This is a genomic window from Klebsiella sp. GG_Kp173, assembly GCF_040062415.1.
Taxonomy (GTDB): Bacteria; Pseudomonadota; Gammaproteobacteria; order Enterobacterales; family Enterobacteriaceae; genus Klebsiella; species Klebsiella quasipneumoniae.
The window spans coordinates 1-26,783 of record NZ_JBEAFZ010000014.1 but is presented as its reverse complement, the minus strand read 5'-3'; the positions used below and the strand labels follow the sequence as shown (position 1 = coordinate 26,783).

30 protein-coding genes and 1 tRNA gene are annotated in these 26,783 nt (G+C 58.3%); 7 read left to right on the top strand and 24 right to left on the bottom strand.

Annotated features, from left to right (window positions below; all coding sequences use genetic code 11):
- Nucleotides 1-58: 58 nt before the first annotated feature.
- Nucleotides 59-1,207, bottom strand: coding sequence for an iron-containing alcohol dehydrogenase (locus ABLU50_RS09190; RefSeq protein WP_064183314.1), 1,149 nt, complete (start codon nt 1,205-1,207; stop codon nt 59-61).
- A gap of 61 nt (nt 1,208-1,268) precedes the next feature.
- Entirely contained in the window at nt 1,269-2,351 is a 1,083-nt protein-coding gene (locus ABLU50_RS09185; protein ID WP_223171628.1) for an alpha/beta hydrolase, read from the bottom strand.
- A 227-nt stretch (nt 2,352-2,578) separates the two neighbouring features.
- Here ABLU50_RS09185 and ABLU50_RS09180 point away from each other — a divergent pair, with 227 nt between their 5' ends.
- Both ABLU50_RS09180 and ABLU50_RS09175 read left to right on the top strand, forming a co-directional pair.
- Nucleotides 2,579-3,499, top strand: coding sequence for a LysR family transcriptional regulator (locus tag ABLU50_RS09180; RefSeq protein ID WP_227523417.1), 921 nt, complete (start codon nt 2,579-2,581; stop codon nt 3,497-3,499).
- Between the two features lie 237 nt (nt 3,500-3,736).
- Nucleotides 3,737-4,108 (top strand): cyclophilin-like fold protein, encoded by a 372-nt coding sequence (locus ABLU50_RS09175; protein ID WP_017899547.1) that lies wholly within the window; start codon nt 3,737-3,739, stop codon nt 4,106-4,108.
- Nucleotides 4,109-4,186: 78 nt separating this feature from the next.
- On the opposite strand, the gene ABLU50_RS09170 is transcribed toward ABLU50_RS09175, so the two are convergent.
- From ABLU50_RS09170 to ABLU50_RS09110, 13 genes are all read right to left on the bottom strand, one after another.
- Nucleotides 4,187-4,675 (bottom strand): DinB family protein, encoded by a 489-nt coding sequence (locus tag ABLU50_RS09170; RefSeq protein WP_004202936.1) that lies wholly within the window; start codon nt 4,673-4,675, stop codon nt 4,187-4,189.
- Between the two features lie 117 nt (nt 4,676-4,792).
- Nucleotides 4,793-5,320, bottom strand: a complete 528-nt coding sequence (locus ABLU50_RS09165; protein WP_023318456.1) for an anti-virulence regulator CigR family protein — start codon at nt 5,318-5,320, stop codon at nt 4,793-4,795.
- A 367-nt stretch (nt 5,321-5,687) separates the two neighbouring features.
- Nucleotides 5,688-6,659, bottom strand: a complete 972-nt coding sequence (locus ABLU50_RS09160; RefSeq protein ID WP_087833000.1) for an oligopeptide/dipeptide ABC transporter ATP-binding protein — start codon at nt 6,657-6,659, stop codon at nt 5,688-5,690.
- A complete protein-coding gene (locus tag ABLU50_RS09155; protein ID WP_023318454.1) occupies nt 6,656-7,636 on the bottom strand; it encodes an ABC transporter ATP-binding protein in 981 nt (326 codons plus the stop codon). Before ABLU50_RS09155 ends, ABLU50_RS09160 begins: the two co-directional genes overlap by 4 nt.
- Entirely contained in the window at nt 7,633-8,583 is a 951-nt protein-coding gene (gene opp4C / locus ABLU50_RS09150) for an oligopeptide ABC transporter permease (RefSeq protein WP_323084157.1), read from the bottom strand. Before opp4C ends, ABLU50_RS09155 begins: the two co-directional genes overlap by 4 nt.
- Nucleotides 8,580-9,539: an ABC transporter permease gene (locus ABLU50_RS09145; protein ID WP_087833001.1), complete on the bottom strand. Its 960-nt coding sequence runs from the start codon at nt 9,537-9,539 to the stop codon at nt 8,580-8,582. Before ABLU50_RS09145 ends, opp4C begins: the two co-directional genes overlap by 4 nt.
- A gap of 44 nt (nt 9,540-9,583) precedes the next feature.
- Nucleotides 9,584-11,287 carry an ABC transporter substrate-binding protein gene (locus tag ABLU50_RS09140; protein WP_004202925.1) on the bottom strand — a complete coding sequence of 568 codons (1,704 nt, stop codon included), beginning with the start codon at nt 11,285-11,287 and terminating at the stop codon, nt 9,584-9,586.
- Between the two features lie 148 nt (nt 11,288-11,435).
- Nucleotides 11,436-12,479, bottom strand: coding sequence for a methionine ABC transporter ATP-binding protein (locus tag ABLU50_RS09135; RefSeq protein WP_087833002.1), 1,044 nt, complete (start codon nt 12,477-12,479; stop codon nt 11,436-11,438).
- Between the two features lie 52 nt (nt 12,480-12,531).
- Nucleotides 12,532-13,308: a MetQ/NlpA family ABC transporter substrate-binding protein gene (locus ABLU50_RS09130; protein ID WP_087833003.1), complete on the bottom strand. Its 777-nt coding sequence runs from the start codon at nt 13,306-13,308 to the stop codon at nt 12,532-12,534.
- Nucleotides 13,309-13,339: 31 nt separating this feature from the next.
- Nucleotides 13,340-14,014, bottom strand: coding sequence for a methionine ABC transporter permease (locus ABLU50_RS09125; protein WP_087833004.1), 675 nt, complete (start codon nt 14,012-14,014; stop codon nt 13,340-13,342).
- 1 nt (nt 14,015) lies between these two features.
- Nucleotides 14,016-15,242, bottom strand: coding sequence for an SfnB family sulfur acquisition oxidoreductase (locus tag ABLU50_RS09120; RefSeq protein ID WP_023318450.1), 1,227 nt, complete (start codon nt 15,240-15,242; stop codon nt 14,016-14,018).
- A gap of 270 nt (nt 15,243-15,512) precedes the next feature.
- On the bottom strand, nt 15,513-16,196 hold the full coding sequence (locus ABLU50_RS09115) for a CatA-like O-acetyltransferase, family 1 (protein ID WP_053810294.1): 684 nt from the start codon (nt 16,194-16,196) through the stop codon (nt 15,513-15,515).
- A 31-nt stretch (nt 16,197-16,227) separates the two neighbouring features.
- A complete protein-coding gene (locus ABLU50_RS09110; RefSeq protein ID WP_004202917.1) occupies nt 16,228-16,611 on the bottom strand; it encodes a VOC family protein in 384 nt (127 codons plus the stop codon).
- 90 nt (nt 16,612-16,701) lie between these two features.
- Here ABLU50_RS09110 and ABLU50_RS09105 point away from each other — a divergent pair, with 90 nt between their 5' ends.
- Nucleotides 16,702-17,472, top strand: a complete 771-nt coding sequence (locus ABLU50_RS09105; protein ID WP_004202915.1) for a DeoR/GlpR family DNA-binding transcription regulator — start codon at nt 16,702-16,704, stop codon at nt 17,470-17,472.
- A 3-nt stretch (nt 17,473-17,475) separates the two neighbouring features.
- On the opposite strand, the gene ABLU50_RS09100 is transcribed toward ABLU50_RS09105, so the two are convergent.
- Nucleotides 17,476-18,105 carry a LysE family transporter gene (locus ABLU50_RS09100; RefSeq protein WP_004202913.1) on the bottom strand — a complete coding sequence of 210 codons (630 nt, stop codon included), beginning with the start codon at nt 18,103-18,105 and terminating at the stop codon, nt 17,476-17,478.
- A gap of 249 nt (nt 18,106-18,354) precedes the next feature.
- On the opposite strand from ABLU50_RS09100, the gene ABLU50_RS09095 reads away from it, so the two are divergent.
- Nucleotides 18,355-18,990, top strand: coding sequence for a carbonic anhydrase (locus ABLU50_RS09095; RefSeq protein ID WP_004202911.1), 636 nt, complete (start codon nt 18,355-18,357; stop codon nt 18,988-18,990).
- A gap of 47 nt (nt 18,991-19,037) precedes the next feature.
- Here the strand turns inward: ABLU50_RS09095 and ABLU50_RS09090 are convergent, their stop codons facing one another.
- The 4 genes from ABLU50_RS09090 to ABLU50_RS09075 form a co-directional block, all read right to left on the bottom strand.
- Complete coding sequence (locus tag ABLU50_RS09090) at nt 19,038-20,054, bottom strand: NAD(P)-dependent alcohol dehydrogenase (protein WP_023318447.1); 1,017 nt, start codon at nt 20,052-20,054, stop codon at nt 19,038-19,040.
- Nucleotides 20,055-20,206: 152 nt separating this feature from the next.
- On the bottom strand, nt 20,207-20,416 hold the full coding sequence (locus ABLU50_RS09085; RefSeq protein WP_087833005.1) for a YdgH/BhsA/McbA-like domain containing protein: 210 nt from the start codon (nt 20,414-20,416) through the stop codon (nt 20,207-20,209).
- Nucleotides 20,417-20,500: 84 nt separating this feature from the next.
- Nucleotides 20,501-21,223: a hypothetical protein gene (locus ABLU50_RS09080; protein ID WP_087833006.1), complete on the bottom strand. Its 723-nt coding sequence runs from the start codon at nt 21,221-21,223 to the stop codon at nt 20,501-20,503.
- 45 nt (nt 21,224-21,268) lie between these two features.
- Complete coding sequence (locus ABLU50_RS09075; RefSeq protein WP_049115443.1) at nt 21,269-21,703, bottom strand: winged helix-turn-helix domain-containing protein; 435 nt, start codon at nt 21,701-21,703, stop codon at nt 21,269-21,271.
- A gap of 400 nt (nt 21,704-22,103) precedes the next feature.
- On the opposite strand from ABLU50_RS09075, the gene ABLU50_RS09070 reads away from it, so the two are divergent.
- Nucleotides 22,104-22,253 (top strand): hypothetical protein, encoded by a 150-nt coding sequence (locus ABLU50_RS09070; protein ID WP_002907802.1) that lies wholly within the window; start codon nt 22,104-22,106, stop codon nt 22,251-22,253.
- 87 nt (nt 22,254-22,340) lie between these two features.
- Here ABLU50_RS09070 and ABLU50_RS09065 read toward each other — a convergent pair whose 3' ends face one another.
- On the bottom strand, nt 22,341-23,177 hold the full coding sequence (locus tag ABLU50_RS09065) for an MBL fold metallo-hydrolase (protein ID WP_087833007.1): 837 nt from the start codon (nt 23,175-23,177) through the stop codon (nt 22,341-22,343).
- A 7-nt stretch (nt 23,178-23,184) separates the two neighbouring features.
- Nucleotides 23,185-23,700 carry a hypothetical protein gene (locus tag ABLU50_RS09060; RefSeq protein ID WP_048294980.1) on the bottom strand — a complete coding sequence of 172 codons (516 nt, stop codon included), beginning with the start codon at nt 23,698-23,700 and terminating at the stop codon, nt 23,185-23,187.
- A gap of 156 nt (nt 23,701-23,856) precedes the next feature.
- Between ABLU50_RS09060 and ABLU50_RS09055 the strand changes: the two genes are divergently transcribed.
- Nucleotides 23,857-24,741: a LysR substrate-binding domain-containing protein gene (locus tag ABLU50_RS09055; protein WP_032456178.1), complete on the top strand. Its 885-nt coding sequence runs from the start codon at nt 23,857-23,859 to the stop codon at nt 24,739-24,741.
- On the opposite strand, the gene ABLU50_RS09050 is transcribed toward ABLU50_RS09055, so the two are convergent.
- Nucleotides 24,738-25,664, bottom strand: a complete 927-nt coding sequence (locus ABLU50_RS09050) for an AraC family transcriptional regulator (protein ID WP_348864676.1) — start codon at nt 25,662-25,664, stop codon at nt 24,738-24,740. The two genes, ABLU50_RS09055 and ABLU50_RS09050, sit on opposite strands and share 4 nt — an antisense overlap.
- A gap of 98 nt (nt 25,665-25,762) precedes the next feature.
- Here ABLU50_RS09050 and ABLU50_RS09045 point away from each other — a divergent pair, with 98 nt between their 5' ends.
- The gene (locus ABLU50_RS09045; RefSeq protein WP_004202898.1) at nt 25,763-26,515 is read left to right on the top strand and encodes an SDR family oxidoreductase; all 753 of its coding nucleotides are present in this window, start codon (nt 25,763-25,765) and stop codon (nt 26,513-26,515) included.
- 121 nt (nt 26,516-26,636) lie between these two features.
- Here the strand turns inward: ABLU50_RS09045 and ABLU50_RS09040 are convergent.
- Nucleotides 26,637-26,713: transfer RNA gene (locus tag ABLU50_RS09040), tRNA-Val, on the bottom strand.
- Nucleotides 26,714-26,783: the final 70 nt, after the last annotated feature.

The following is a 26,783-nucleotide window of genomic DNA, read 5'->3' as shown; positions in this document are numbered from 1 at the left end:
CTCTGTATTGGTTGATCGCGAATGAAAGGGACCTTCCCGAAGCCATTCTTATTCGCCATTAAAGCGCATTTTGCAAAATAACTTCGACAACATCAGGCGAATAGGTTTCGGCGATACCAAAGGCCCGGATATGCGATTTAACATTGTCGATAATTGAAGGTAATGCCTCGGCAGAAATATTCACCTCGGAAAGTCTCACCGGCGTGCCGATTTTCGTAAACCAGGATTCCAGTGCAGCAATACCTTCTTCCGCACTTTCCACGTTAAAAACTACCCGGGCGAAGCGGTTAAACTGGGCTTTATTTTGGGACTGGTACCATTTCATCCATGCAGGCATCACCACCGACATCCCGGCGCCATGAGGCACGTCGAACAGGGCAGACAACGAGTGCTCAATCGCATGGTTAGGATAACTATAATCTGCGGCGCCGGAGAAGGTTATCCCATTTTGCGCCAGCGTCGAAGCCCAGGCAAATTCGCCGCGTGCCGCAATATTTTGCGGATCGTTAATCAGTATATCCGTCGTTTCGATGACGGTTTTAATCAATGATTCAATCAGTCTGGACTGCAGCCTGGGCAGTACGGTGGCCGTAAAGTACACCTCGATCAAATGCGAAATAATGTCCGCTGCCGAGTAGACCAGGTATTCCCTCGGAACACCCGTCATCAACGCCGGGTTTAATACCGTCACCCGTGGACGAGTGGCATCGTTACCAATGGATAATTTTTCTTTTGTTTCTTCGTTAACCACCACGGCATACGGATTCATTTCGCTACCGGTGGCCGCGAGGGTCAGAATGGCATATATCGGCAGGGCGGAGATTAATTCCCCGTCGCCAGTGAACAATTCCCAGGCGTCGCCTGGATAGTCGACTCCCGCAGCAATCGCTTTCGCGCTGTCAAGAACCGAGCCGCCACCGATGCTGATAATCGCCTGTACCTTTTCCTTACGCGCCATCTCAACGGCGCTTCTGACCGATGAAATGACCGGGTTGCTGATAATACCGCCAAATTCACACCAGCTTATTCCCTGGGATACGAGACGGCGCGTGACCTTCTCGAACAGACCCTCATTTTTGATTCGCTGGCTGCCATAGCAAATCAGCACATGATGAATACCGTCTTTGGCGATATGGTCAGCAAGGGTATCTTCTTTATCGATGCCGAATTCAATACGTGTTGGATTATAAAAATTAAAATTATGCATATTCGCTCCTGTGTGCCGGCTTAATTCCGACACAGGTATTAAAATGGTTATCAATAAAAAGTTATTTCAGAGTGGCTTTAAAGAAATGGTCCAGTTTATCAAAGGGAATTCTTCCACTCTGGTTGTCATATAAGTCCACGTGGTTAGCGCCCGGAACAATGACCAGTTCTTTAGGCTGAGCCGCTTGCTGGTAGGCGGTTTCCGCAAAGTAACGCGAATGCGCTTTCTCACCGGTAATAATCAGTACCGGTCGTGGCGAGATTTCCTTAATATGATCCAGTTGCGCGAAATTCATAAACGGCATTGGGGTTGTCACTGACCATGACCCGGCGGAGTTAACCGACCGCGGGTTATACCCACGCCTGGTGCGATAATAATCGAAGAATTCTCGAGTAATGGGATCGGCATCCGCTTGCAGCGTTGCTGGCAGGATAGTTTTATCCCGGACCACGTTACCCGCTTTATCAAAGCTGACATTGTGGCTCTCATAAGCAGGCACGCCATTCTCGGCGTCTTTCCAGCGCTGCAGGCTCATGTTTTCCAGCACTTTGCTACGCTGTTCCGGGGTATAGCTGTCCTGGAAGCCTTTACCCCACAGGCGCGACATATCATACATCACCGAGGTGGCGACAGCCTTGATACGTTTATCCATTGCCGCCGCGCTAAGGTTCAGCCCGCCGTAGCCGCAGACGCCCAACAGGCCAATGCGTTGACGGTCAACGATATCCAGCAGACCCAGATAGTCGACGGCCGCCATGATATCTTCCGTGTTGATATCGGGTGAGGCGATATTACGCGGTTCGCCGCTGCTCTCGCCGGTATAGGAAGGATCAAAAGCCAGAGTAACAAAACCACGCCGGGCCATTTCCTGAGCATAGAGACCGGATGACTGCTCCTTTACGGCACCGAATGCCCCACTGACCGCCAGGGCTGGAAGCTTACCGGCCGGGTGATTTTTCGGCACATAGACATCGGCGACAAGGGTAATACCGTAGCGGTTTTTAAAGGTGACTTTTTGATGGTCGACGGCGCTGCTCAGCGGAAAGGTTTTATCCCAGATCTGAATGAGCTTAACATCCGTGTCGCCTTTCATAGGCAGCGCCAGGTCTGCGATGGCGGCATTGGAACCAAACAGCATCGCCATCCCAACGATCATTCCCGTGCGCAGCGTTCGATGAGAAAAAGTAGCCATAAATACTCCTGAATGGTGTAAAGGACAGGCCAGGATGTCCCGTTCGGTGTGAGTGTTGATGGCGCTTATAGTAGAGAACCAAAACCGTTCTGATTAGCAGGCAAAACCGCACTTCATTAATGTGTCCATGTTATAAATAGAATCCTTGAGACCGACCAGACGCAGGAGGCAGGGTGGATATTTTTCGTCGTGAGGATTTGCATCATCTCTATCTTTTTTATCATGTGGCTAAAGAGGGGGGATTTACCCGTGCCGCGGCCAGGCTGGGGCTTGCCCAGTCGAGTATCAGCCGCAGCATCAGCATGCTGGAGAAAAGTATTAATCTGCAGTTACTGGTGAGAAGTACCCGCAAGGTCGCGCTCACCTCGGCCGGGGAAAAACTACTGCGTTCGCTCGATCAGGGGTTCGGTCAACTGGAAAATGGCTGGATGCTGCTGAATCAGCTTCGGGAGAAACCTGTAGGAACCGTGCGCATTAACGGCAGCAGGCAGGCCATCGAGCAAGTGTTGCTACCGCGACTGCAGTCGTTACGGGATGCATACCCAGATATCGCGCTGGAGCTTATTGAAAATAATACCTTTGTTGACATTGTGAAGGAGCGATATGATGCCGGGGTTCGCTACGGCAGCATGGTCAACGAGGATATGGTTTCCGTGCGTATTGGCCCCGATGTGCCGATGCGGGTTGTCGGTAGCCCCAATTTTCTTCGCCAGCATGGGATCCCCGCACATCCCCGCGAACTCGATAAGTATCCCTGTATTGGCTACCGCATGTCCGACGGTTCACCATGGGGATGGGAGATGCATGATGGCGATCGGTTATATCGACATAACCCCGCCGGAGGATGGGTGTTCAGCGATGCCGGCACAGTCATTAAAGCCGCGACGCTGGGAGTGGGGCTGGCCTATGAAGCGGCGGATCTGATGCAGGACGAACTGGCAAGCGGTCGGCTGATACCGGTTCTGGAGAATTACAGTCACACCTTTCCTGGGTTTCATATCTATTATCCGCACCGGAACGTGTCCAGTGCGCTGCGAGTGATTATCGACATTCTGAGGGACTATCCCGGAGCGGACAGCCGCGCTATCAGAACGGGCTGATCCCTTGCGGACCCGTCGCGAACCGTGGTGCCGGCAGGGCATGGCTCCCGCCGCTGGTTTTTCAGGATATCAGCGGTAGCCAACTGCCTGACGATCAGCGTCAGCTAATAGCACGCCTCACCGGGTAAAGGTAGTCCTGGCGGGGCAGGGTGAGAAGGAGATGCTCGCCGCCGGGAAGCGGTTTACCTGTTCCGCGCATCAATTTTAATGACCTCAATCATTAGCAGGGAGTGAAGGATGAAGTTAAAGATTACTATCAATGATAACGTGCTCACCGCGACCCTGAACGGTAGTCAGGCCAGCCGCGAATTCGCTGGATTGTTACCATTAACGTTGCAGCTCAGCGACTATGCAGGAGAGGAAAAGATAGGCGATTTACCCGCCCGGCTGTCGACGGCGGATTCGCCTGTAGGGTCAGCAGCCAGCAAGGGCGATATCATGGTCTTTTTACCCTGGGGCAATCTGGCCATTTTTTATCAGGCTCATGGTTACGTTGACGGGCTCATCCCTCTGGGGAGGCTGGATGAACCTGACGCATTACCTCTGCAGCCTTCATCATACCCGGCACGATTCGAATTAGCCGCAGCAGCATCGCTCGGGAGCGATTAGCAAGCCGTTACGGCGACGGACAGAACGGCATCATTCGCCACGAGGACGTTCCCCGAGGGAAACGTCACGGGATAAGATTCAGGAATGATGGTCGCGCAGGAAAACGGTCAGCACATCTTTCGGCGGCACGCCGCCGCATTCGCCAATCATCCAGCCTACCGCGCCGCGGTGATAGGCGCCGTGAAAGAGCATGTGGTTCAACATCTCCATCGCGGTCATATTGCCGTCGCCGCCGTCGACAAATTTGAAGGCGATACGTTCGTGGAAATCAGCGGGGGTCATGGCGCTGACGTACTGAATGTATTCATCCGTACAGGCGGTCATTGCCGTTTCCAGCTCATCAATGGTTGGCGTCTCGGGGGTATTCAGCGCGGTGTAACCGTGCGTCATGCCGCGAAGATTCGCCCGGAAAATCATGTCAACGACATGGATATGGTTCATCAGCCTGAGGGTCAGGTGGCGTTTTTCGCCATGTACTGTTCCGTCTATCGTGCGGATCGCCTGTAAGGTGGCAAGGTCAATCCAGCGCTTGTACTTCAACAGCGTCACTACAGTGTCTTTGTCCATAGTCGGTCCCGGGTTGGTTGAGCCATTATCTTAGCGATGATGCCAGTGAGTTGTCACTCTCGAGCGCCAGGCACAAAAAAGCCTCGCCGGGGCGAGGCTTTTCAATAAGCAGGTGAGTTAGTCAAACACACCGTTAATCACGGCGGTGACAATGGCAGTGCTCAGCGCTACCAGCACCAGGTCATCGCCGACCGCCCGCCATTCATAGCCCGGATAATAGGGCAGATCGTTAATCATAGAAGCTGGCAGGGTCTTTTTCGCGATACCCGGAGGGAGCGGTTTGCCGCGGGCGACATTTTTGGCGATACCCGGAGGCAGCGCCTGATAGCCGACCAGACCGTAGTTCACGGCCAGGGAGCGCGCCCGTGAGAAGCTAATATCGCTGTCGACGTGGTCGGGCTTGCCGTAGTTTTTGCGGTTGCCATGATCGGCGGTGGACTGACCTTTATTTTGTCCTTTATTACCATGGTCGCCGCTGTTACCGCTGTTACCATGATTGCCGCTATTGCCATGGTTACCACTGTTCCCGTGATTTCCGCCGCCATTGCCATTACCGTTACCCGGGTTGGCATAGGCCGGTGCCGCCATGACGGCGAGAGAAATAACCGCCGCCAGTGCTGTTTTAATAGTGCGACGCTTAAGCATGATCTTGCTTCCTTAATGTGGAGTACACGCTTAAAAAATAAGATAACGCTATGCCTCAGGCAATCTCATAGAGTCTTATTTTTTCCGGGATTTCACGGGAAGGTCATTAAGGGATAGCGGGACGCGGACGAGCAATTCCATTGCTGCGTTTTGACAGACGGGCGACCGCGCCCCGCTAAATTTGTCGCCGGCAGGATCGCTCCCGGGCGTGTCGCAAAAAAATGCCCGAAGCCATCGGGCAAAAATGAACAAAAATATTACGCTTCATTCATAACGCGTCTCACAAGACGGAGCGGATAGTAAATCCTGGCGCCGCTGCGCACAATCGACCGGTTGTTTAGAAATAAATAACCCCCGTCGGCCGCGCTCAGGACGCGACCCAATGGCAGGCCACTCGATGGCCAGGGGCCACCTCGCGCAGCGCCGGAGCTTCTCTGCGGCACCGATCGCCGGCCTGCGGGCAGCGAGATGAAAAGCGGCAGCCGGCGGGAGGATTGGTCGGATCCGGGATCTCGCCTTGCACCAGCGCCTGCGGTTCGCTGTGCGGGTCGAGGGTCGGCACCGCGGCTAGCAGAGCGCGGGTGTAGGGATGGAGGGGGCGGCTGAACAGCGCATCGCGGCTGGCGCTTTCCACCAGTTGCCCGAGATACATTACCGCCACATCGTCACATAAATGCTCCACCACCCCGAGGTCGTGGGAGATAAACAGAAACGTGACGCCGCGGTCGTCGCGCAGGTCGGAAAACAAATTGATGATCTGCGCCTGAATCGACACATCGAGGGCCGAGATGGGCTCATCGGCGACGATAAAATCCGGGTTGAGGATCAGCGCCCGGGCAATACCGATCCGCTGGCGCTGGCCGCCCGAAAACTGATGCGGAAAGCGGGCGTAGTGTTCCGGCGCCAGGCCGCAGATCTTCATCACGTCGATCACCCGGTCATAGAGCTCATCGCGGGTGCAGAGCTTGTGCTGCAGCATGGCTTCGCCTATCGCCTCGCCAATACGCAGCCGCGGGTTCAGCGAGCTGTAGGGATCCTGAAATACCAGCTGCATCCTCGGCCGTATGGCGCGCAGGGCAGGCCGGGGCAGGTCGGCCAGCTCCTGACCGTGAAATTTCACGCTGCCGGCGCTCTTCTCGTACAGGCCAAGCAGGGTTCGGCCGACGGTGGTTTTGCCGCTGCCGGACTCACCCACCAGGCCAAAAATAGTGCCCGGACGGATGTTAAAGCTGACGCCGTCCACCGCGCGAAGCTCGCCGGTCTGCTGGCCAAAGAGGCCGTCGCGCAGCGGAAAATACTTCTTCAATCCATCCACTTCAATAACATAGCGATCGCTCATGCTGTCGCCTCCGCAAATTCGCTATAAAAGCAGGCGGCCCGCTGGCGCTCGCCGAGCAGCGGCGGAATCGCCTCCCGGCAGCGCGGCGTCGCCCGTTCGCAGCGCCCGGCAAAAGCGCAGCCCGCCGGCAGGGCGGCCAGATCCGGCACCTGACCGGGAATCGAGTACAGTCGCCGACGCCGCTCGCCCGGCACCGGGCGGGAAGCGATGAGCCCCCGCGTATAAGGGTGCTGCGGATGGCGTAGCACCTCCGCCGTGGCGCCCTGTTCCACGATCCTTCCGGCATACATCACCACCACCTGTTCGGCCATCTGCGCGATCACCCCCAGGTCGTGGGTAATCAGCATCATCGCCATCTGGCTGGCCCGCGCCCGATCCCGCAGCAGGCGCAGGATTTGCGCCTGCACGGTGACGTCCAGCGCGGTGGTCGGTTCGTCGGCAATCAGCAGTTTGGGCTGACAGCTCAGCGCCATGGCGATCATCACCCGCTGCAGCATGCCGCCGGATAGCTGGTGGGGGTAGCTGGCCATCAGGCTGTCGCCGCGCGCCAGGCCGACCTCGCTTAGCAGCCGGGTAGCCAGCTGCCAGGCGGCTTTCGGCGTGGCGCCGAGGTGGCGGATCGCTGGTTCGCACAGCTGTTCGCCGATGGTCAACACCGGGTTCAGGGCCGACATCGGTTCCTGAAAGATCATGGCCAGCTGGTGGCCGCGCAGGTCGGCCATCTGTCTGGGGTTCAGCCGCAGCAGATCGCGGTCCGCGAAACGAATTTCGCCGCCGTCGATGCGCGCTGCCTGCGACGGCAGGAGGCCCATCAGCGCCATGGCGGTGACGCTTTTGCCGCAGCCGGACTCGCCCACCACGCCAACGGTTTGCCCGGCCTGAATCGTGAAAGAGACGTCCTGCACCGCGCGCACGCGATGACGTTCGCCAGCGAAAGAGACGGAGAGATGATTAAAAGAGACTAACGGTAGGGTCATTTCAGCCTCGGTTTCATATTGGGATCCATGGCGTCGCGCAGGCCATCGCCCAGCACGTTAATGGCGATCACGGTGAGAAAGATGGCGATCCCAGGCGGCATCCACAGCCAGGGACGGCGCTGGAAATCGATCAGGCTATTGGCGGCATCCATCATATTGCCCCACGACGGCGTTGGCGGCACCACGCCGAGGCCGAGATAGCTCAGCGCGGATTCGCTGAGAATGGCGTTGGCGACAGCCATGGTCGCCATCACCACCAGAATCGGAATGGTATTCGGCAGCAGGTGGCCAAACAGCCGGCGACGCGCCGACAGGCCCAGTACTTGGGTGGCCAGCATAAAATCGCGTTCGCGCAGGGAGAGACATTGCCCGCGCACCAGCCGCGCCAGTCGGGGCCACTCCAGCAGGCTGAGCATTACCACCACCATATAGATGCGCGAGTCCGGGGAAAAATCGAGCTCGGAAAGCATCGCCCCGGCAACAATCAACAGCGGCAATCCAGGGATGGTCATCACCAGGTCGGCCACGCGCATGATCACTCTGTCGGTTAACCCACCGACATAACCCGAGAGGGCGCCGAGCAGATAGCCGAGGAATACCGACATCACCATGGTCAGCAGGCCGATAATCAGCGAGATGCGGCCGGCCAGCAGCAGGCGGGTGTAGACATCGCGACCAAGGAAATCGGTCCCCAGCCAGTGTTCCGCGCCGGGCGGTTGGTTGATGCTCAGGGCGTCGGTGGCATCATCTTTCCACGGCGACCAGACGTGCCCCAGCACGCACCACACCGCCATTACGGCCAGCAGGATCAGGCAGAACATAGCCAGCCGGTTACGGCGCAGCTGTCGCCATCCCTGGCGCCAGGGAGAGGGGGTAATGTGCGCCAGCGCCGGGATAGCCGCCTGCCGCTGGCGGCGACGGGAAGCAAAGTAAGACAGGATCATCATGACCTCACCCGAATACGTGGATCGGCCCAGGCGTACAGCACGTCGGCGAGCAAATTACCGACTATCGTCAGCACCGCCAGAAACAGAGTAAACCCCATCAGCACCGGATAGTCGCGGGCGGCCAGCGAGTCGATATGGATGTGGCCTGCCCCCGGCCAGTTGAATACCTTTTCGGTAATGATCGCCCCGGAGAACAGCCCCGGCAGCTCAAAGCCCAGCAGGGTGATGATCGGCAGCAGGGCGTTGCGCAACGCATGTTTAAGGATCACCGTGCGCTCATGTAACCCCTTGGCGCGGGCGGTACGGATAAAATCCATTTTCACCACGTCGAGCATACTGGCGCGCACATAGCGTGTCAGGCTGCCCGCCTGCAGCATCACCAGCGCCAGCACCGGCAGCGCCAGGTGGGCAGCCACTTGCAGCACATACTGCCAGCCGCTTTCGTCGCTGCCGGTATTGGTCATCCCGCCTACCGGCAGCCAGTGGAGATCGACGGCAAACCATTTAATCAGCAACAGGCAGAGGAAAAAGGTGGGGAATGATATGGCGGCAAACACCGCGACGCTCACCAGATGATCAAACCAGGAGCCAGGTCGCAGGGCCGACACCACGCCGACCGCCAGGCCAATGCCCCAGTAAAAGACCAGCGCGACGCTGGCCAGCAGAAAAGAGTTCCAGATGTACTGGTTGAGCAGCTGGCTGACCGGGATCTGATACTGCAGCGAAAAGCCTAAATCGCCTCGCAGCAGCTGTCCCAGCCAGTGGAGATAGCGGGTGAACAGCGGCTGGTCGAGGCCATAGATCGCCTTCAGCTCCGCAGCGCGGGCGGCGGTCAGGGTAACATTGCCATCGATAAAGTCGCCGGGGGTTTTGGCAAACAGCATAAAAATAATGAACGAGGCCAGCAGTAGCATCGGCAGCGTTTGCAGCAGGCGCCTCAGGATGAAATTTTTCATGACGATCTCGCATCAGCCGCCGGTTAACCCGGCGGCCAGGGGATTTACTTAACGATTTTCACATCCGGCAGGCTGCCGGTCAGGCCGTTGTAGATATCCGGTTTAAAGCCGGTGACGCGGGCGCTGCTGGCGGAAAGGATGTTGCGATAGCCGAGCAGGATCACCGGCGGATCGTCGGCCAGCACTTTATACAGCTGGTGATAGATCGGCTTGCGCTTTTCGATGTCGAGCACCGCGTTGCCAGCGTTAATCAGCTTATCGACCTCCGCGTTGTGGTAGCCGGACTCTTTAGCTTCGCTGCTGTAGAAATCCCATACCCCGTCGTGCGGGTCGTTGAGAGTGCTGGTGCTGAACGAGGCGAGATCGTAATTTCCGGCTTTGCGCTGCGCCATCAGAGCGTTGAAATCCACCACCTGCGGTTTAAGCAGCACGCCGATCTGCCGCCAGTTCTCCTTGGCGATGGGGATCAACGCATCGTTGAGCACCTTCTTGCTCACCAGTAGGGTTAGCTCCAGGCGTTGGCCCTCTTTGACGCGGATACCGTCGGCGCCAGCTTTCCAGCCGGCCTCATCCAGCAGCTTTTTCGCCTGCGCCGGATCGTAATGGTAAGGATTGACGCCTTCTGCGTTAAAGGCCCAGGAGATCGGGGCGATCGGCTCGATGGCGACTTTGCCGTACCCCTGATAGACCACGTCGATCAGCTTCTGCCGGTCCAGGCCGTAAATCAGCGCCTGGCGCACCCGTTTATCCTGCAGCGCCGGACGATGAACGTTGAATTCCACCTGGCTGTAGTCGCTGGAGCCGTAAAGATTAATGTTGGCGAAGCCGAGCATCTTCAGCTGTTCGATATCGTCAGGACGCGAGGTAAAGGCGTCGTAGTCGGTCTCCCCGGTCTGGAACAACTGGAAGTTGGTCGACGGATTGGTCACGCGATAGATAAAGCGCGGCGTTGGCGGCGTCCCACGGTAAAAATGGCTATTGGCATGGAAACGAATTTCCTGACCGGGAATATAGGTATCGTACACGTAAGGGCCGTTGCCCAGCGGCTTGCCGTGCAGTGAGCGCAGATAGTCGAGATGTCCCCGTTGATATCCTTTGCCGTACCAGGCTTTCGACAGCACTGGCCCGCCAATTTTGGCCAGCGTGGTGGCGCCTGGCTGGGTGGTGGTCACCTGAAGAGTGAGCGGGTCGATGACCTTCAGGCCGCTGACGCTGTCAGCCTTGCCGGCTTTGTATTCTGCGCCGCCAGCGATATTGGCCAGGGTGATGTCGGTATCGCCATCATATTTGGGGTCGAGCAGGACCGTCAGGGTAAAGGCGACATCTTCCGCCGTCAGCGGTGAACCATCGCTGAAGGTCAGACCAGGTCGCAATTTAATGGTATAGACTTTACTGTCCGGGCTGACCGTCCAGCTCTCCGCCAGCCCCGGGACCAGCTTGCCCTGGCTGTCCCAGTCGATCAGGCGTGAAAAAATGACGTTAGTGACGTTCTCATCCCAGCCGTTGACGAAAAAGTAGGGATTAAAGATCCCCTGCGGCTCGGAGATCCCGGCCACCACCGTGTCTTTGCGCAGCTTGGCGCTGGCCGGGATCTGACTGGCGTCAGTGGCCGGGGTGATGCCTTCTTTCAGGAGACCCTCAGCAAAGACAGCAGAAGAAAATGCTACCACGCCGCCGAGCAGGGCCACTTTTAGCGCCAGGGCGAAGCGGGTTTTTTGGGTTTTTAATCCTTGTTGTAATCTGGACAAAAGTGCTACCTCATCAAGTGATTGCGTGGTGATTTACAATTCATGACAAAAGATAAGAGGCGCACTTCGCCCTGTCTAACACTGAAACGCTATGATTTATAACCAATTATCCTTAGCAAAGGATCGGCAATATAATTCCATTCTATGGCTATGGCGCAGTGGTTTCCGCTGCCTGAAGAGGGTGGGTCAAAATGCTGTCCGCGACCCAGCCATCCTGCACCAGCGCGCTGGCGGCCAGCGGCCCGCTCAGCCGGACCTGCAGCTGGCCGATGACCCGGCCCTGGATACGCTCGCAGTTGCTGTACAGCAGGCGGGCGTCGCCCCCCAGCAGGCTGGCGATATGCTGCAGATTGGGTTCGCGACCGCTGCTGCCGTCAAACCGTAAGGTCACGATCTGCTCGCCGTCGCGCAGCGATGGCCCGGCCTCCGGGCGATCGGGGTGCTGCAGGCCGAGCATAGCGCGCGTCACCGGATGCTGCGGGTTGCCAAACACGCGCCAGACCTCCCCCTGTTCGACAATGCGTCCGCCTTCGAGCACGCTGACCCGATCGCAGAGGGTGCGAATAACCTCCATTTCGTGAGTGATCAGCACGATAGTCAGCCCCAGGCGCTGGTTAATCTCCTTCAGCAGGGTTAACACCGACAAGGTGTTTTCCGGATCCAGCGCCGAAGTTGCCTCATCACACAGCAGAATTTCCGGTTGAGTGACCAGCGCCCGGGCGATGCCGGTTCGCTGTTTCTGGCCGCCGGAAAGGCGGGCAGGGTAGCTGTCGCGCAGGGCGCTGAGGCCCACCAGCTCAAGCATTTCCGTAACCCGCCGCTGACGTTCGCCGGCCGGGATGCCAGCCATCTTCAGCGGCAGCGCGATATTCTGCGCCACGGTTTTGGTGGCCATCAGGTTAAAGTGCTGAAAAATCATCGCCACCCGCCGACGCAGGTCGCGCAGCTGGCGCGGGGAGTGGCAAACGGTCGACTCGCCGTGGATGAACATCTCGCCGCTATCGGCACTTTCCAGGCGATTAAACAGGCGCAGCAGGGTGGATTTTCCGGCTCCGCTGCGGCCGATGATGCCGAAAATTTCGCCCTGACGGATGGTCAGGTCAATGTCCTGTAGCGCCTGCACGCCGTTAGGATAGGCTTTGCTGATACCAGCAAACTCAATATGGATCGGTGGGGCGGGGATATGCGTCACGATGATGCGCTCCGTTTGCCCGGGCAGCGGCTGTCGCCGCTGCCCGCGGTGATTAAAATCCGGGTAAAATTTTGCCCTGATAACGCGTCAGAATGAACTGACGAACGGCGTCCGAATGCAGCGCTTGCGCCAGTTTCTGAATGCCCGGGTCCTGAATATTGTCCGGACGCGCCACCAGATATTCGACGTACAGATCGCTGCCTTTTTCCACCAGCAACGCTTTATCGGTGTCGATACCGGCCTCCAGCGCATAGTTGGCAAAGATAAAGGCGAGGTCGACCTGCTTCACCGCCCGCGCCAGCATGGCGCCCTCCAGTTCGCGGATTTTAAAGTGATGCGGGTTGCTGGTGATGTCCTTCGTTGCCGATTGCGGATTGTGCGGATCCTTGAGGGTAATCAGCCCGGCGTTGCTTAACATCACCAGCGCGCGTCCGGTGTTCACCGGATCGTTAGGAATGGCGATCGTCGCCCCGTCCGGCACCGCGGTGAGACTCGTGTATTTGCTGGAGTAGGCGCCGAAAGGTTCGATATGCACCCCGACCACCGGAATAAGGTTGGTATGCCGGGTCTGGTTGTAGTTATCGAGAAACGGACGGTACTGGTAGTAGTTAGCGTCGAGGTGTTTCTCCGCCAGCTGCTGATTGGGCTGTATAAAATCGTTAAATACTTTGATCTGTAAATCGACGCCTTCCTTTGCCAACACGGGCTTCACAAACTCCAGGATTTCCGCATGCGGTACCGGCGTGGCGCCGACGATCAGCGTCTCGTTAGCCATTGCTGTGGTGGAGAAGAAGGCCAGAAGTCCGGCGGCGATAATGGATTTTTTCATGATAATGATTCCTGAAACCTGGAAAGGTAAGTTATTTGCGGCTGACGTAGCGCACCAGGCGGTCGCCGCTCATTTGCAGAAGCTGTACCAGCGCAATCAGCATCAGGACGGTGACCACCATCACGTCAGTCTGAAAGCGCTGATAACCAAAACGAATGGCCAGATCGCCCAGCCCACCGCCGCCAATCACCCCCGCCATCGAGGTGTAGTCGACCAGCAAAATGGCCGTCACGGTCACAGCGGCGATCAGCCCGGCCCGCGACTCCGGTAACAGCGTGTGCCAGATAAGCTGCCAGGTGCTGCCGCCCATCGACCAGCTGGCCTCCACCAGGCCGTGCTCCACCTCGCGCAGAGCGGTTTCCACCAGCCGGGCGAAGAACGGGGCGCAGCCGGCGACCAGCGGCGGAATGGTTCCTTCCACCCCCAGCGAGGTGCCGGACAGCAACGTGGTCAACGGGATCATGACAATGAGTAAAATGATGAACGGCAGGGAGCGCAGCACGTTGACGCACAATGACAACAGGCGGTAAAGACGCGGGGCGTACAGCAAACGCGGCTCGCCGGTGAGATAGAGTACGATCCCCAGCGGAAGGCCCAGCAGCACGGTCCAGCCCAGCGACCAGGCCAGCATGGTGAGGGTATCGAGGGCGGCCTGGGCCACATCGCTCCAGTCGATTTGTGCGAAAAATGCCAGCAGACTCGTCATATCAGTTCCAGTCATGTCGTTGCGGACGAATACCATTCAGTACCCAGTTTCCGAGCAGCTGATACTTCCAGCGTACCGGGTCGTGCAGGGTGTGCACCCGGGCATTGCGCCAGTGGCGGTCGAGGTTGAGCGACTCACCGGTAGCCCGCGTGCCCCCCAGCTCAAACAGGCGGCTGGCGGCCTCCAGCGCCACTTCAGTGGTCCAGATTTTGGCGCGGGCGACGGCCAGCGATGCCTCGGCGACATGTTCCTCACTGAGGTCATTTTTATAGCGGTCGAGCACCCGTCCGGCCCGCTCCAGCAGTGCGTCGGCAGCGGCAAGACGGCTATCCAGCTGACCGATATGGTAGATAGTCAGCGGGTCGTCACTGGCTCGCGCCACACCGGCGTCGATCCACGGTCGGGCGCTGTTGCGCACGAACGCCACGGTATCGTCCAGCGCCGCGCGGGCGATACCGGCGTCTATCGCCGCGGTGGTCAACTGGGCGAAGGGGCCGGCAAGGGTCGGGCTGGCGTAGGACTTCCACGTTGGGAAAAGGTGGAAGGGATTGACCGGAAGATTATCGGCCAGTACGGTGCCGCTGGCGGTAGTTCGCTGACCGAGGCACGCCCAGTCATCGACCACCGTCAGCCCCGGGCTGTTCTGTGGCACAAAGGCGAGCTGGGCGCGATCGTCAGCATCCAGCGCCAGAATGCCAATCCAGTGGGCATACAGTGATCCGGTGCAATAGCCTTTACGGCCAGTGATCCGCAGCCCCTCGGCGCCTTGCACGATACGGGTACGAATATCGAGGACCGTTTTCCCCCCGGTTTCCGACAGGGCATTGGCGAAGCGATAGCCTTGCAGTACCTGGGCGAAAAAGAACGCCTGCTGGTCGTCGCTGCCCTGCAGACGAATATCTTCCAGCAGGCAATAGTGGTTCTGGGGAATCTGACCTAACGATGGATCGGCCGCGGAAAGAATGGCAATGACCTGCGCCAGGGTCGCGGCCGAGACCTCGGCGCCGCCAAAGCGGCGCGGCACCGTAATACCCCACAGCCCGCTGTTGGAGTAGGTGTTGACGATCTCCACCGGGACGATACCCGTGCGGTCGCGCTCGGCGGCGCCGGGTTTGAGCACGGCGGCAATCTCATCGGCGATGGCGAGGGCTTCCGCATCGCTGGCAATAATATGCGCCTGCGGCGAGGACTGGGTGTAAGGCAGAGCGGGTGAACTGGCTGACATCATCTTCTCTCTTATTCAGTGAATAGCTTATGCGTAAATTGGATAAATAAATTATTCATAATGCCCATGGGTTATATGTATGAGTAAGCAAAACACGTGCCAGCGAGAGAGGAAGGCAGGTTGGCGATATTTAGCGGGGTGGCTATGTCTGCTGACGGAGCGGACTGCTGCAAATGCAGCGCGCTTTTGCGCTGCCTGTTGCAAAGGCGACAGTTAGGGAAAAGCGACCTCCGGACAGAGGGAAGACTGCCCGGCGGTGAGTGTGGCGAGTTCTCAGCGATCCTTCGCCGTAGGGGGAAGCAGTGAGGGGGCGGTCGCGGTTAGCGGCTGCCAGAGCCGCTCGGGGTCACGAAACCCCGCTTCGACGAGGGCATAAAAGCGGCTGGCATGGAGACCATCGACGAAGGCATGGTTAAATCGCCCGGCCACCGGGATCACGCCGTTCTGCAGTTTCCCCCAGGTGAGCGCAGGAACCGCGGCGCCCACCGCGTATTCCGCATGGGTCATCGAGGTAAAGTGGAGCCACGGCAGACAGCTGGCGCAGATAAAATGTTCGCCATCGACGATGAGCGGCGCCGGCGATGTCTCTCTTGCCGCGACGATCTTCGGCGTTGCCGCGGCGCTGAAGGCGGTAAACTCGGCAGCGTTGTCGCACCATACCTGGCGGAAGCCCTCCTCGACGGTCATCACCGGCGTCATGACCGCCAGGCTGTGATATTCAATCACCTCGCCATCGCGCACACGCTGTCGGAGCTGCGGCACCCCGTTGGCCGCGCGCAGCAGGGCATAGAGCGCGAGCTGAAAAAATGAGACCCGCCGGTCCTTCGCACATTCATACAGGCGCTGCGCCTCTATCGGAACGCAGAGATTAAAGCTGGGGTTGGCAAATTGTCGGTAAAAGGTGAAATGGTCCCGGCGGGGCCAGGCCGCGGTGTCGATGATCCGGTAACGTGCCATGGATGCCTCCTTATAGCTGGCGGTCTACTGACTATGCGACGATTTCAATCAGGTTGCCATCGGGATCGGCGATCACCGCCTCATAATAGCCGTCGCCGGTGGTGCGCGGGGGTGAAACCAGTATTCCCGCCGCTCCGGCGCGTTGGGCAAGGGCATCGACCTGTTCTGCGCCGCCCACCGAGAGGGCCAGATGCGCCCAGCCGGTATGGTTATTATCCGCGCTGGCCTGCTGCAGGCCAGGCTTGGTCATCAGCTCGATCACTACTTCGTCGTCGATGGTGACAAAATAGGAGGCAAATCCGGGGTTGGTCTGGCTGAGGTATTTTTCATTGATACTGGCGGCAAAGAACTCGACCCAGAAGCGGGCCTGAGCCTCAAGCTGTTGGGTCCACAGAGCGAAATGGGCAATTTTCATGGTAAACCTCCGGGCAGGAACATTGACAATCACAGCAGGGCAGACGATCATGCTTACTGTTGCTCGTTTATGATTATTTAAGGAGTTGCTTTGCTCGATTATGCTGCTTTTCCCCAACAGCGACAAGCGCTGATTTGCCAGATCCTGCAGGAAAACGGCAGGGTGGTGTGTGCGGATCTGGCGGCGCGTCTTCAGGTGTCTGAGCATACTATCCGCCGCGATCTGCATGAGCTTAGCCGCGAAGGCGTCTGTAAAAAAGTCTACGGCGGGGCGGTGTTGAGCCTGCCGGAAGCGGGAGACTACAGTGAACGGAAAGATAAAAACCGAGCAACAAAACTCAGGATCGCGCAGCAGTGCGCCCGGCTGGTGAAACCCGGCGGCACTATTTTCATTGATACCGGCACCACCAATCTGGCGATGGCCGAGGCGCTGCCCGCCGAGCTGGCGCTGACGGTGGTGACGAACTCTCCGGAGATCGCCGCGGTGCTGGTGAAAAAGCCGCTCTACGACGTGGTGATGCTCGGCGGCCAGGTACAGCGGGCAAGCGGGGGCTGCGTTGGGGCCGCGGCGGTGGCTCAGGTGCAGGGGATGTTATTCGACCAGGGGTTTATCGGCGGCTGCGCCATGGCGCCAGAGTCAGGCCTGACCGGCTTTGACTATGCCGACTGCGAGTTTAAGAAAGCGGTGATTAAGCAGTGCAGCGAAATTATCATCGGCCTGACCTCGGATAAAATTCCGGCGGTGGCGCGGTTCGTGGTGGCCGCGAGCAGCGATATCGATGTGCTGGTGGTGGAGGAGAATATTAGTCGCGAATATCGCGTTGCCTTTCAGCAACACGATATCCGTATCCATACCGTGTAGCCGCTAGCGGGTGAGGGAGGTGGCGATAAGCCGCAGGCCCAGCGCCCCCAGCACCGTCGCGGTGGCGATATCGATTCGGCGCTTCAACCGCAGGTAGACCCGACGCGGGCGATCGGCGGAGAGCACCAGCGCCACCAGCGAATACCAGCTGACGTCAATCAGAAAACTCATCAGCGGCACGATGTAATAGAACGCGGTGGGGATCTGCGTCGGCAGCAGGGCGGTAAAAATCGAGGCAAACACCAGCGCGGTTTTGGGATTGCTCAGCTGGGTATACAGCCCGTCGCGGAAGGTTTTCAGCAACGAACGGTTGCCGGCCATACCGCTGGCGGAAAAATCCATCGGCTGCGCCGAACCGCGGAAAATCTTATAGCCCAGCCATAACAGGTAAAGCCCGCCCGCTACTTTCAAGCCAATAAACAGCTCTGGCACCGCGGTGAGCACCTTCTGCAGGCCCAGCATCGCCATAATAGAAAAAATGGCGGCGCCGGCGCCGGTGCCGAGGGCGGTCACCAGACCATGCAGGCGCGAGCGGGCGACCGCATTGCGCGCGACAAAAATAAAGCTCGGGCCGGGACTGATCACGCCCATGATCAGCACCGCGGCAATGGCCATCAGGCTGGATAAGAACATAGCAACTCCTGGTGTGTTCGCCGCCGTCAGGCGGTCGGCAACGTGGGGACGGTACGAGCAGACAGAGTAGCAAACTGGCTCAGGAAAGCACGTGAAAACCCTGTGGAATAGGCGAGGCTGAATGGGCATCCGCGGCGCGCGTTTTCTGCGCAACTGTTTGAATAACGATTCCCATTCTTGTCAGCAATGGTAAACTGAATAACTGTGATCTTTGTCATACCGTAATAACTACAGAGAAGAGACACTGCTATGCAACATATCATTGAGGGCTTCCTCAACTTCCAGAAAGAGATCTTCCCCCAGCGTAAAGAGCTCTTCCGCAGCCTGGCTTCCAGCCAGAATCCCAAAGCGCTTTTCATCTCCTGCTCTGACAGCCGTCTGGTGCCGGAACTGGTTACCCAGCAGGAGCCGGGACAGCTCTTTGTTATTCGTAATGCCGGGAATATCGTGCCGTCTTTCGGGCCGGAGCCGGGCGGTGTATCCGCGACCATTGAGTATGCCGTGGTTGCGCTGGGCGTGACTGATATCGTGATCTGCGGCCACTCAAACTGCGGGGCGATGAAAGCGATCGCCACCTGCCAGTGCCTGGAGCCGATGCCGGCGGTGTCTCACTGGCTGCGCTACGCTGATGCTGCAAAAGCGGTGGTGGAAAAGAAAACCTGGGCCAGCGAAACCGATAAGGTCAACGGCATGGTGCAGGAAAACGTCATCGCTCAGCTGAACAACATCAAAACCCACCCGTCGGTGGCGGTCGGCCTGCGCGACCATACCCTGCGCCTGCACGGCTGGTTCTACGACATTGAAAGCGGCGAGATTCAGGCGCTGGATAAAAACACGAAATCCTTTGTTTCGCTGTCGGACAATCCGGACGTCTTTTTCGAATAAAGCCGTTCCCAGGGCACGGAGGCCCTGTTCATCTCATCTCCTCACCCCTACCACTCCACGCAAATTTTGCCGAAATGGGCGCCGCTTTGCAGATAGCGGAAGGCGTCTGGTAAGGCCGCAAAATCAAACACTTTATCGATGACCGGCCGCGACGCCTGCAGGTTCAGCGCGTTGACGTAGTCCTGTTGTTGCCGGCGATGACCCACCACCAGCCCCTGCAACCGGGCCTGTTTACTCATCAGCAGATGGGTGGGCACATGACCTTCGAAGCCAGTCAGGACGCCGATGAGGGCGATGTGTCCGCCAACACGGACGGCTTCGAACGACTGGCTCAGGGTGCCCGGTCCGCCGAGCTCGAGGATAATATCGGCCCCGCGATGACCGGTGATGTCCTGCACCGTAGCACCCCACGCCGGGGTGGTGCGGTAATTGATGAGATGGTCAGCCCCCAGGGCGCGTGCGCGGGCGAGTTTTTCATCTGATGAGGAGGTGACGATGACCTGCGCGCCCATGCTTTTCGCCAGCTGCAGGGCGGTTATCGACACGCCGCCGGTGCCGAGCGTCAGCACCGTATCGCCCGCTTTTAGCCGCCCCTCCACCACCAGCGCGCGCCAGGCGGTGAGGCCGGAGGTGGTGATAGTCGCCGCTTCCCTGAAGCTCCATCCGTCAGGCGCATGGGTAAAATGGCTGGCCGGTCTGACCACATACTGGCAGGCAAACCCCTCGGCGCCGTCGCCCGGGGTCTGGCTGAAGTCCTTCACCTGCGGGCCAGGACGGCCATCCAGCCACTGCGGGAAAAAGCCAGCCACCACCCGGTCGCCTGGCTGAAACTCGCTGACTCCGGCGCCAACCGCTTCGACCACCCCCGCGCCGTCCGCCATCAGGATCCGCCGATCGGCGGTTGGAATCACCCCCGTCGCTACCAGCAAATCGTGATAATTCAGGGAGGTGGCGTGGAGCGCTACGCGGATCTCGCCTGCCGCCGGCGCGCCGGGGTCGGCAAGATCGACAAGCTGCAGATTGTCCAGTGAACCGGGTTTGTTGACGATCCAGGCTTTCATCATCGGGTTCTCTTTTCCGGGGGATGCGGTAAGTATTGGCCCGGAATTGGCTGAACGCCACAGCGCGCCGCTCAGGAAATCACTGCCCGGAGAAAGAGGCGAAAAAAAAGCGCCGTTTTTGACGGCGCTTTTTTCATTGCGAAAGAACGAAGAGATTATTTGCTCAGCTCAGCCGTCATATGGACGCGATTATTAAACTGGGCGCTGGTGATTTTATAGGACGCACCCTGCTCAGCGGCCTGGGCGGCGATTTTGGCTTCAGCACGGTCCAGGGTGGAGGCGGTGGCGCTGACGCTCTGGGCGAAGCTAACGGAAGAGAACAGTGACAGTGCAGCAACAGCAACGAAATTTTTGATGAATTTCATGGTCGTATTCCTTAATCTGGTGTCTGATATAGGGCTTGTCGCCCTGATGTGATAAAGAATACGCGCAATACCTCGTGGTTAAAATCAAAACAATTTGCGAAACTCATTCAAATTATATGAATAAGTTTCGGCCGGTCGCGATGCGGCACGTCGTTGCCGGGCTGGCCGTACTCCTGGTCTATAGCAACTGTGATCGGCGCAGAGGTGGCTAAACGTGGCCTCCGCGGTCATAAAATGATGAAAATGGGTATGGCTGACGAGGCGAAAATTCATTTTGATCCGCTCCAGTCCGTTATAAACCCGCTTGCGATTAACCCCCAGCGCGTCCGCCATCTGATTAATTGACTGTCCGTCGACCACGCCACGAATCATCTGCATCTCCAGGTCATTAAGTGGGGCTCGCAGCCGGGAGGAGTGACTCTGACTCTGACGCTGATGGCGCGGCGCGAAAGGGCGGCTACGGTCTGCCAGCCGGCGCAGAAGGCGGCCGATCTCGTGAACGCTTTCCCGCTGGCTGACCCACAGGAGGGTATCCGCGTAAAAGGCGCGCCCGCGTCTCACATTGTTGGCGGAGGTAAATCCGACCACCAGACCGGGATAGCGCAGGGCTAATTCAGCAGCGGCCTGATAATCGTGATAGTTTTCCAGCGCTAAAATAATCACATCCATCCCGGCCAGATCGGGCAGATGGCTGAGCGGCAGTGAATGAATAATATTCAGACCGGGCAGGGTTTCCTGAATATCTCTGAAACACTGGGCGATGCCGATATTAAAATAAATATTATTGCTGTGAATTAAAATATTCAAAGAATAAACCCTGTTGCAAGCGATCTAAACGGCGTGGAGAGGAGATTAGTTGCGAACCAGGAGCTTATTCATATCAGCAGGCGAGTTGTTTATATAATTCATCATACCCGGCGGTTTGAAGGAATAAATTTCGGCTACGCAAACAGGATTAATATAATACCCTGCGCATTTAACGCGGACAATTAACGTGCTTTCGACCCCCGCCTGGTTTAAGCGAGATTTTAGGGTCTGGATAACCTGCCATAATCGCTGCGCGGACGGACGGAGATTATTTTTTTCCCAGACGTTAATCATTAACTCTTCATCGCTGACCAGACGTTCTCTGCCATGTGCAAGCAAATACTCCAGTAAACAAGCCATGGTGCTGCGCAGCTGAACCTGCGTTCGCGTCCCACGTAACGCGATAATTTCCCGATGATGCAGGCAGTAGAAAATATTATCCGCTAACTTATAGCCAAGTAGTTTATAGCCTGTAGTCATCCACCACTCCCTGACAAATCCCCGTATTGCCGGTGCAGAGTACCCGCCTGCGGCGGTCTGACCAAGTGAATTTTATTAGCTAGAATAATCAAAACAATTAACCACATTAGCATACATAACTAGAATAAAAATCTGATAATATTGCCCTCTTCTGTTGGATTGTGTGGTATAGGAAAAGTCTTAATCAAGCGGCGGCCGAAGTTAAACGGTTGAAAATATAGGTGGCGAAATCAAAAAATCGCACTTACATTGATCTAGATCAATTTAATACCTTTCAGGTGGCAATCACCATTTACATAGCAAAACAAAGATTGAAATAACTACGTTTAAGCGGTGATAAGCTGATTCTGAACTTATGGAATTACCCAGGGAACTGTTCATTACTTTCAGGAGCGTTTTTATGGTCATTGCAACTCGTAAGCCTCTGTGCAACAAACGCTGGTCCGCCAGCCCGGCCTCTCAGGATCTTCAGTTGACCCAGCTGCGTCACCCATGGGTCGCCACCAAAGCCAGCTGCAAAAGTAAAAAAGGCTGGAAGAGCCGCGGTTAACGGCTAGTCCACTTCCCCAGACACCACGCCCCGGTCGCGTTAATGTCACGACCGGGGTTTCGCTGTGATCGGTGTTCGCCGCGAAGGTCACACCGGGCGCAGGCAGTAGCCTGAGGCGGTATTCTCCACGCGGGCGAAACCCGGCAGGCCAAGATGCATACCGGCGATGAGCAACCGTTCGCGGGCGGCCTGGCGCAGCAGACTTTCCCGTGTATGCCGGGCCTGGTCAGGATCGACGTCAAATGCCACCGACACCTCTGGCCGGGCGCTCTGGATCGAGGGAAAGTGGACGATATCCCCCCATATTAGCAGCGACGTTCCGCCCGCCTCAAGGCGATATCCGGTATGCCCTGGCGTATGCCCGGGCAGGGGACATGGCCGGATCCCGGCTACCCGCTCGTCTTCATCAATATCACGAATTTGCGTCGCGCAGATCGCCATTATGCGGCGGACGAGCAGCACGTTACGTTGTCCACGATCGCTGGCGTTGTCCAGTGTCGATGGCGCCAGCCAGTAAGCGCTTTCCCGCGAGGGTAGGAACACCATGGCGTTGGGATAAGCCGGTGTACCGGCGGCAGTCAGCAGGCCGCCGATATGGTCCGGGTGCGCGTGGGTGAGAAGGATGGTGTCAATTTCCTCAGGGCGCACGCCGAGCAGCGCCAGATTGGCTATAAGCGCGCCGCCGACGCCGTTGGCCCCGCCGGTGCCGGTATCCACTAGCACCGTGTGCCCGCGTCTGCGGATCAGGTAAGCGCCGATCTCGATGGCCTCTGGCGAGGTTAACCCGGCCTGGCGCTGCAGACGCGCCGCCTCTTCAGGGGCGATCCCCGCGAGTAGCGTCAGCGGCGCTGTCATCTGACCATCACTGATGGCGCTTATCGTCAGGTCGCCTGCTGTCAGGGTATAAAAGGGAGCTGGTGTCATGTTGACCTCACGCTTGCTCCGCCGGGTGACGCAACCTGGCGGTAATGGGCTGATAGATAAAGACCGCGGCAGAGGTGACCCGGTGATGCAGGTCGTCACGCGGGACGATGGCGGCATAGCGGGTATGCCGGGTGGCCAGACCCCCGGGCTGCAGGACGATCGGCGCAGCGACGGGCAGGGCTTCCGCGGTATCGCTCAGCAGCAGCACCTCGTCAGGAGCCACCTCCCGCAGCGCGTGAGTCGTGAGATAGAGGTGGCGATGCCAGTCGGCGATCGCCGATTGCCAGCGGGCAAAATGACCCCCACCATTGCGGCGATAGGCGTCGCTGTCGAGGACGGCGGCATCGCGGATATCGTGTAGGGCCAGGTAGCGAGGGCAGCCCTCGCTGAACGCGCAGAAGCGCTGGGAGGCATGAAAACCGGGCACCGAGACCAGCGCCGGCAATTTTTCCCGATTGTAAAAGGTATTCCACGCCGCTTCGCTTTGCGGGTCGGTGTAGGCGCATTCGACGACATAGAGCATAGTGACCTCGAGAGACAGATGATTCAGCGCATAACGCGCTTTAGTGAGTTTTCTTCATCCTATCCGGCAATAATGGCGCTGAAAAACGATGTTTATTCATCACTCAGTGATATTATGTCACTGACTTTCAATGGGCCCGCACAAGGAGCATTGGCTATGCGTCGTAAAATCCCCAGCAGCGCTGCGCTACTGGCCTTTGAGGCCGCCGCCCGCCACGGCAACTTTGCCCGCGCGGCGGCGGAGCTCGCGTTAACAGAAGGGGCCATCAGCCGGCAGATCGCCCGTCTGGAAGCGCTCCTCGACAGCAAACTCTTTGACAGGATCGGGAGCCGGGTACGGCTCAATCCGGCTGGCGCCCGCTATGCCAGACAGGTCCGCGAGATCCTCAGCAGGCTGGAGCGGGAAACCCACGACGTCAGCGGGATGCCCGCCGATGGCCGCAGTCTCGAGATCGCCGTGCTCCCCACCTTCGCCAGCCGCTGGCTCATCCCCCGGCTCGGGCAGTTCACGGCGCAGCATCCGCATATCGTGGTCAATATCGCCGCCCGCAGCGACCCCTTTATTCTGCCGGGTAGCGGATTTGATGCGGCCATCCATTTTGATCACCCGGCGTGGACCGGAATGGATGTGACGTTTTTGTTTGCGGAATATCTGCTGCCGGTCTGTCATGCCGCGCTGCTGACGGATGACGATCTCCCGGGGCTGCTGAACCGGCTGCCGCGCATTCATCGGCGGCAAAACCCGGACGCCTGGCTGCACTATGCCCGCGAGTGCGGTCTGGCGCTGGATAACCCGGCGCAGGGGCCGCGCTATGATCTGCATGAGATGGCAATCGCTGCGGTACTCAGCCAGCAGGGCGTGGCCCTGGTGCCGAAGATGTATGTGGAGAGCGAACTGCGCAGCGGGACGCTGGTCGCCCCATGGCCGGGCTTGCCGACGCTGGCCAAGCGCTTTTGCCTGATCAAACCCGGCGGCGGCGAGGGGGAGCCGGCGCTGCAGGTGTTTGAGCGCTGGCTGCAGACGACGATTGCGGCAGGTTAACTTATGGCGGGCCTGGGGGGGCACTGCGCCGCCCGCTGGCGGGCATATTTGCCCGGCGATATCCCGGCATATCGGGTAAAGGCCACGCTGAACGCGCTGGTCGAGCCATAGCCGAGGCGCTCGGCGATATCCGTTATGCTGATGCCCGTCTCGCCCAGCCACTGCATGGCCAGGGTCATGCGCCAGCTCAACAAATAGCCCATCGGGGTCATTCCGGTCAGGCCGGTAAAGCGTTCAAACAACGTCGAGCGAGACAGCGCGCAGTCGGCGGCCAGGGCGTTGACGGTCCAGCGTCTGGCGGGGGCCTGATGCAGCAGGCGGATTGCCTGGGCGACCCGCGGGTCGCTCAGGCCGCGCATCAGACCGGGGGTGGCGAGCGTTCCGCAGGATCGGATGGCCTCGATAAACAGCAGCTCAACCATCCGCGCCAGAACGAAAGATTTGCCTGCGCGATCCGCCTGGGCTTCCTCTTTCAGCAGCCCGACAAAGGTGGCCAGCCGCGGCTGGTCGCGAACCACCACTAAGGCGGGCAGCAGGGAGGTTAGCAGGCTGGCGTTATCCGAATCGGCAACGCAGTGGCCAATCAGCGCCTGCATCTCCGCTGGCTGGTCGAGAGCTCCCAGGCGAAAGTGTTCCGCCGCCAGTTTCACCGGGGTGGTCTCCAGCGCCGGTGAAGGCGGCGGGGTCAGGCTGGTTAACGCGAAGCGGTACGCCGCCGGGATCAACATAAAATCCCCGGCGCGCAGGATCTGCGGCGCATGCTGGTCTATTTCCAGCCGACAGCCGCCTTCCAGTACCACGCCGTAGAACGACATTCCCTGGTCTGAACGTTTAACGCGCCATTCTCCCGCCCCCTCAATGGTTTTGGTCAGCACCGCTCTGAGATTGAGCATCGCTATGATTTCCGCCAGCGGGTCGCTCATTTCCGGACTCCTGCTAAAGAATAATGGATTATTGACCCTATATCGTCCGGAGCGGGCTGTCTATGATGAAAAGGAAGAAACCAATCGGAGACAGAGATATGCAAACGATTATGATCACCGGCTGTTCATCGGGTTTTGGTCTGGAGACGGCGCGTTATTTTCTTGAACAGGGCTGGAAGGTTATCGCCACGATGCGGGTTCCGCGAGAGGATCTGTTGCCGGCCAGCGACCGTCTGCGGCTGGTGCGTCTTGACGTCACCTCAGCGCAGAGTATCGCCGAGGCGATTGCCGAGGCCGGAGAGATTGACGTTCTGGTCAATAACGCCGGAGTGGGGATGCTCAATGCCCTGGAGGGGGCGTCGCACGAGGCGATAGCGAACCTGTTTGCCACCAACACGCTTGGGACTATCGCCATGACCCAGGCGGTACTTCCCCGGTTCAGAGCGCGCCGTAGCGGGACGATCGTTAATATCACCTCGGCGGTCACCCTGCAGCCGATGCCCCTGCTGGCGGTCTATACCGCGAGTAAAGCGGCGGTGAATGCCTTCACGGAGTCGCTGGCGCTGGAGCTGCGGCCCTTTAATATTCGCGTCGGTTTGATCCTGCCGGGACGCGCTCCCCAGACCCGCTTCGGGGAAAACGCGCGTCGAACGATGGGCCAGCTCCCGGAGAGCTATGCGCCGCTCGGCCAGCAGATCCTCGACAGCATCCAGGATAACGCCAGCGTGACGCAGGCTGTCGATGTGGCTCAGGCCGTCTGGCGGATGGTGAACGATCCTCAAGCCCCTTCGCGGTTGCCGGCAGGGGAGGATGCCCTGGCGATGGCGCAGGCTATTCATAGTCGCGAATAATCGGGTTTCGCTTTGTCGCTGGCAGGGTTCGATGACGTTCAGGCTGGAAGCGCAGAAGGCGTGCGTTTTCCGGTCACGATGCAGCAGGCTAATGTTGAGAGGGAATGATACGAAACGAGATTGGTGCGTCTGAATGGACTCGAACCATCGACCCCCACCATGTCAAGGTGGTGCTCTAACCAACTGAGCTACAGACGCATTATGGTGCGTTTAATTGGACTCGAACCAACGACCCCCACCATGTCAAGGTGGTGCTCTAACCAACTGA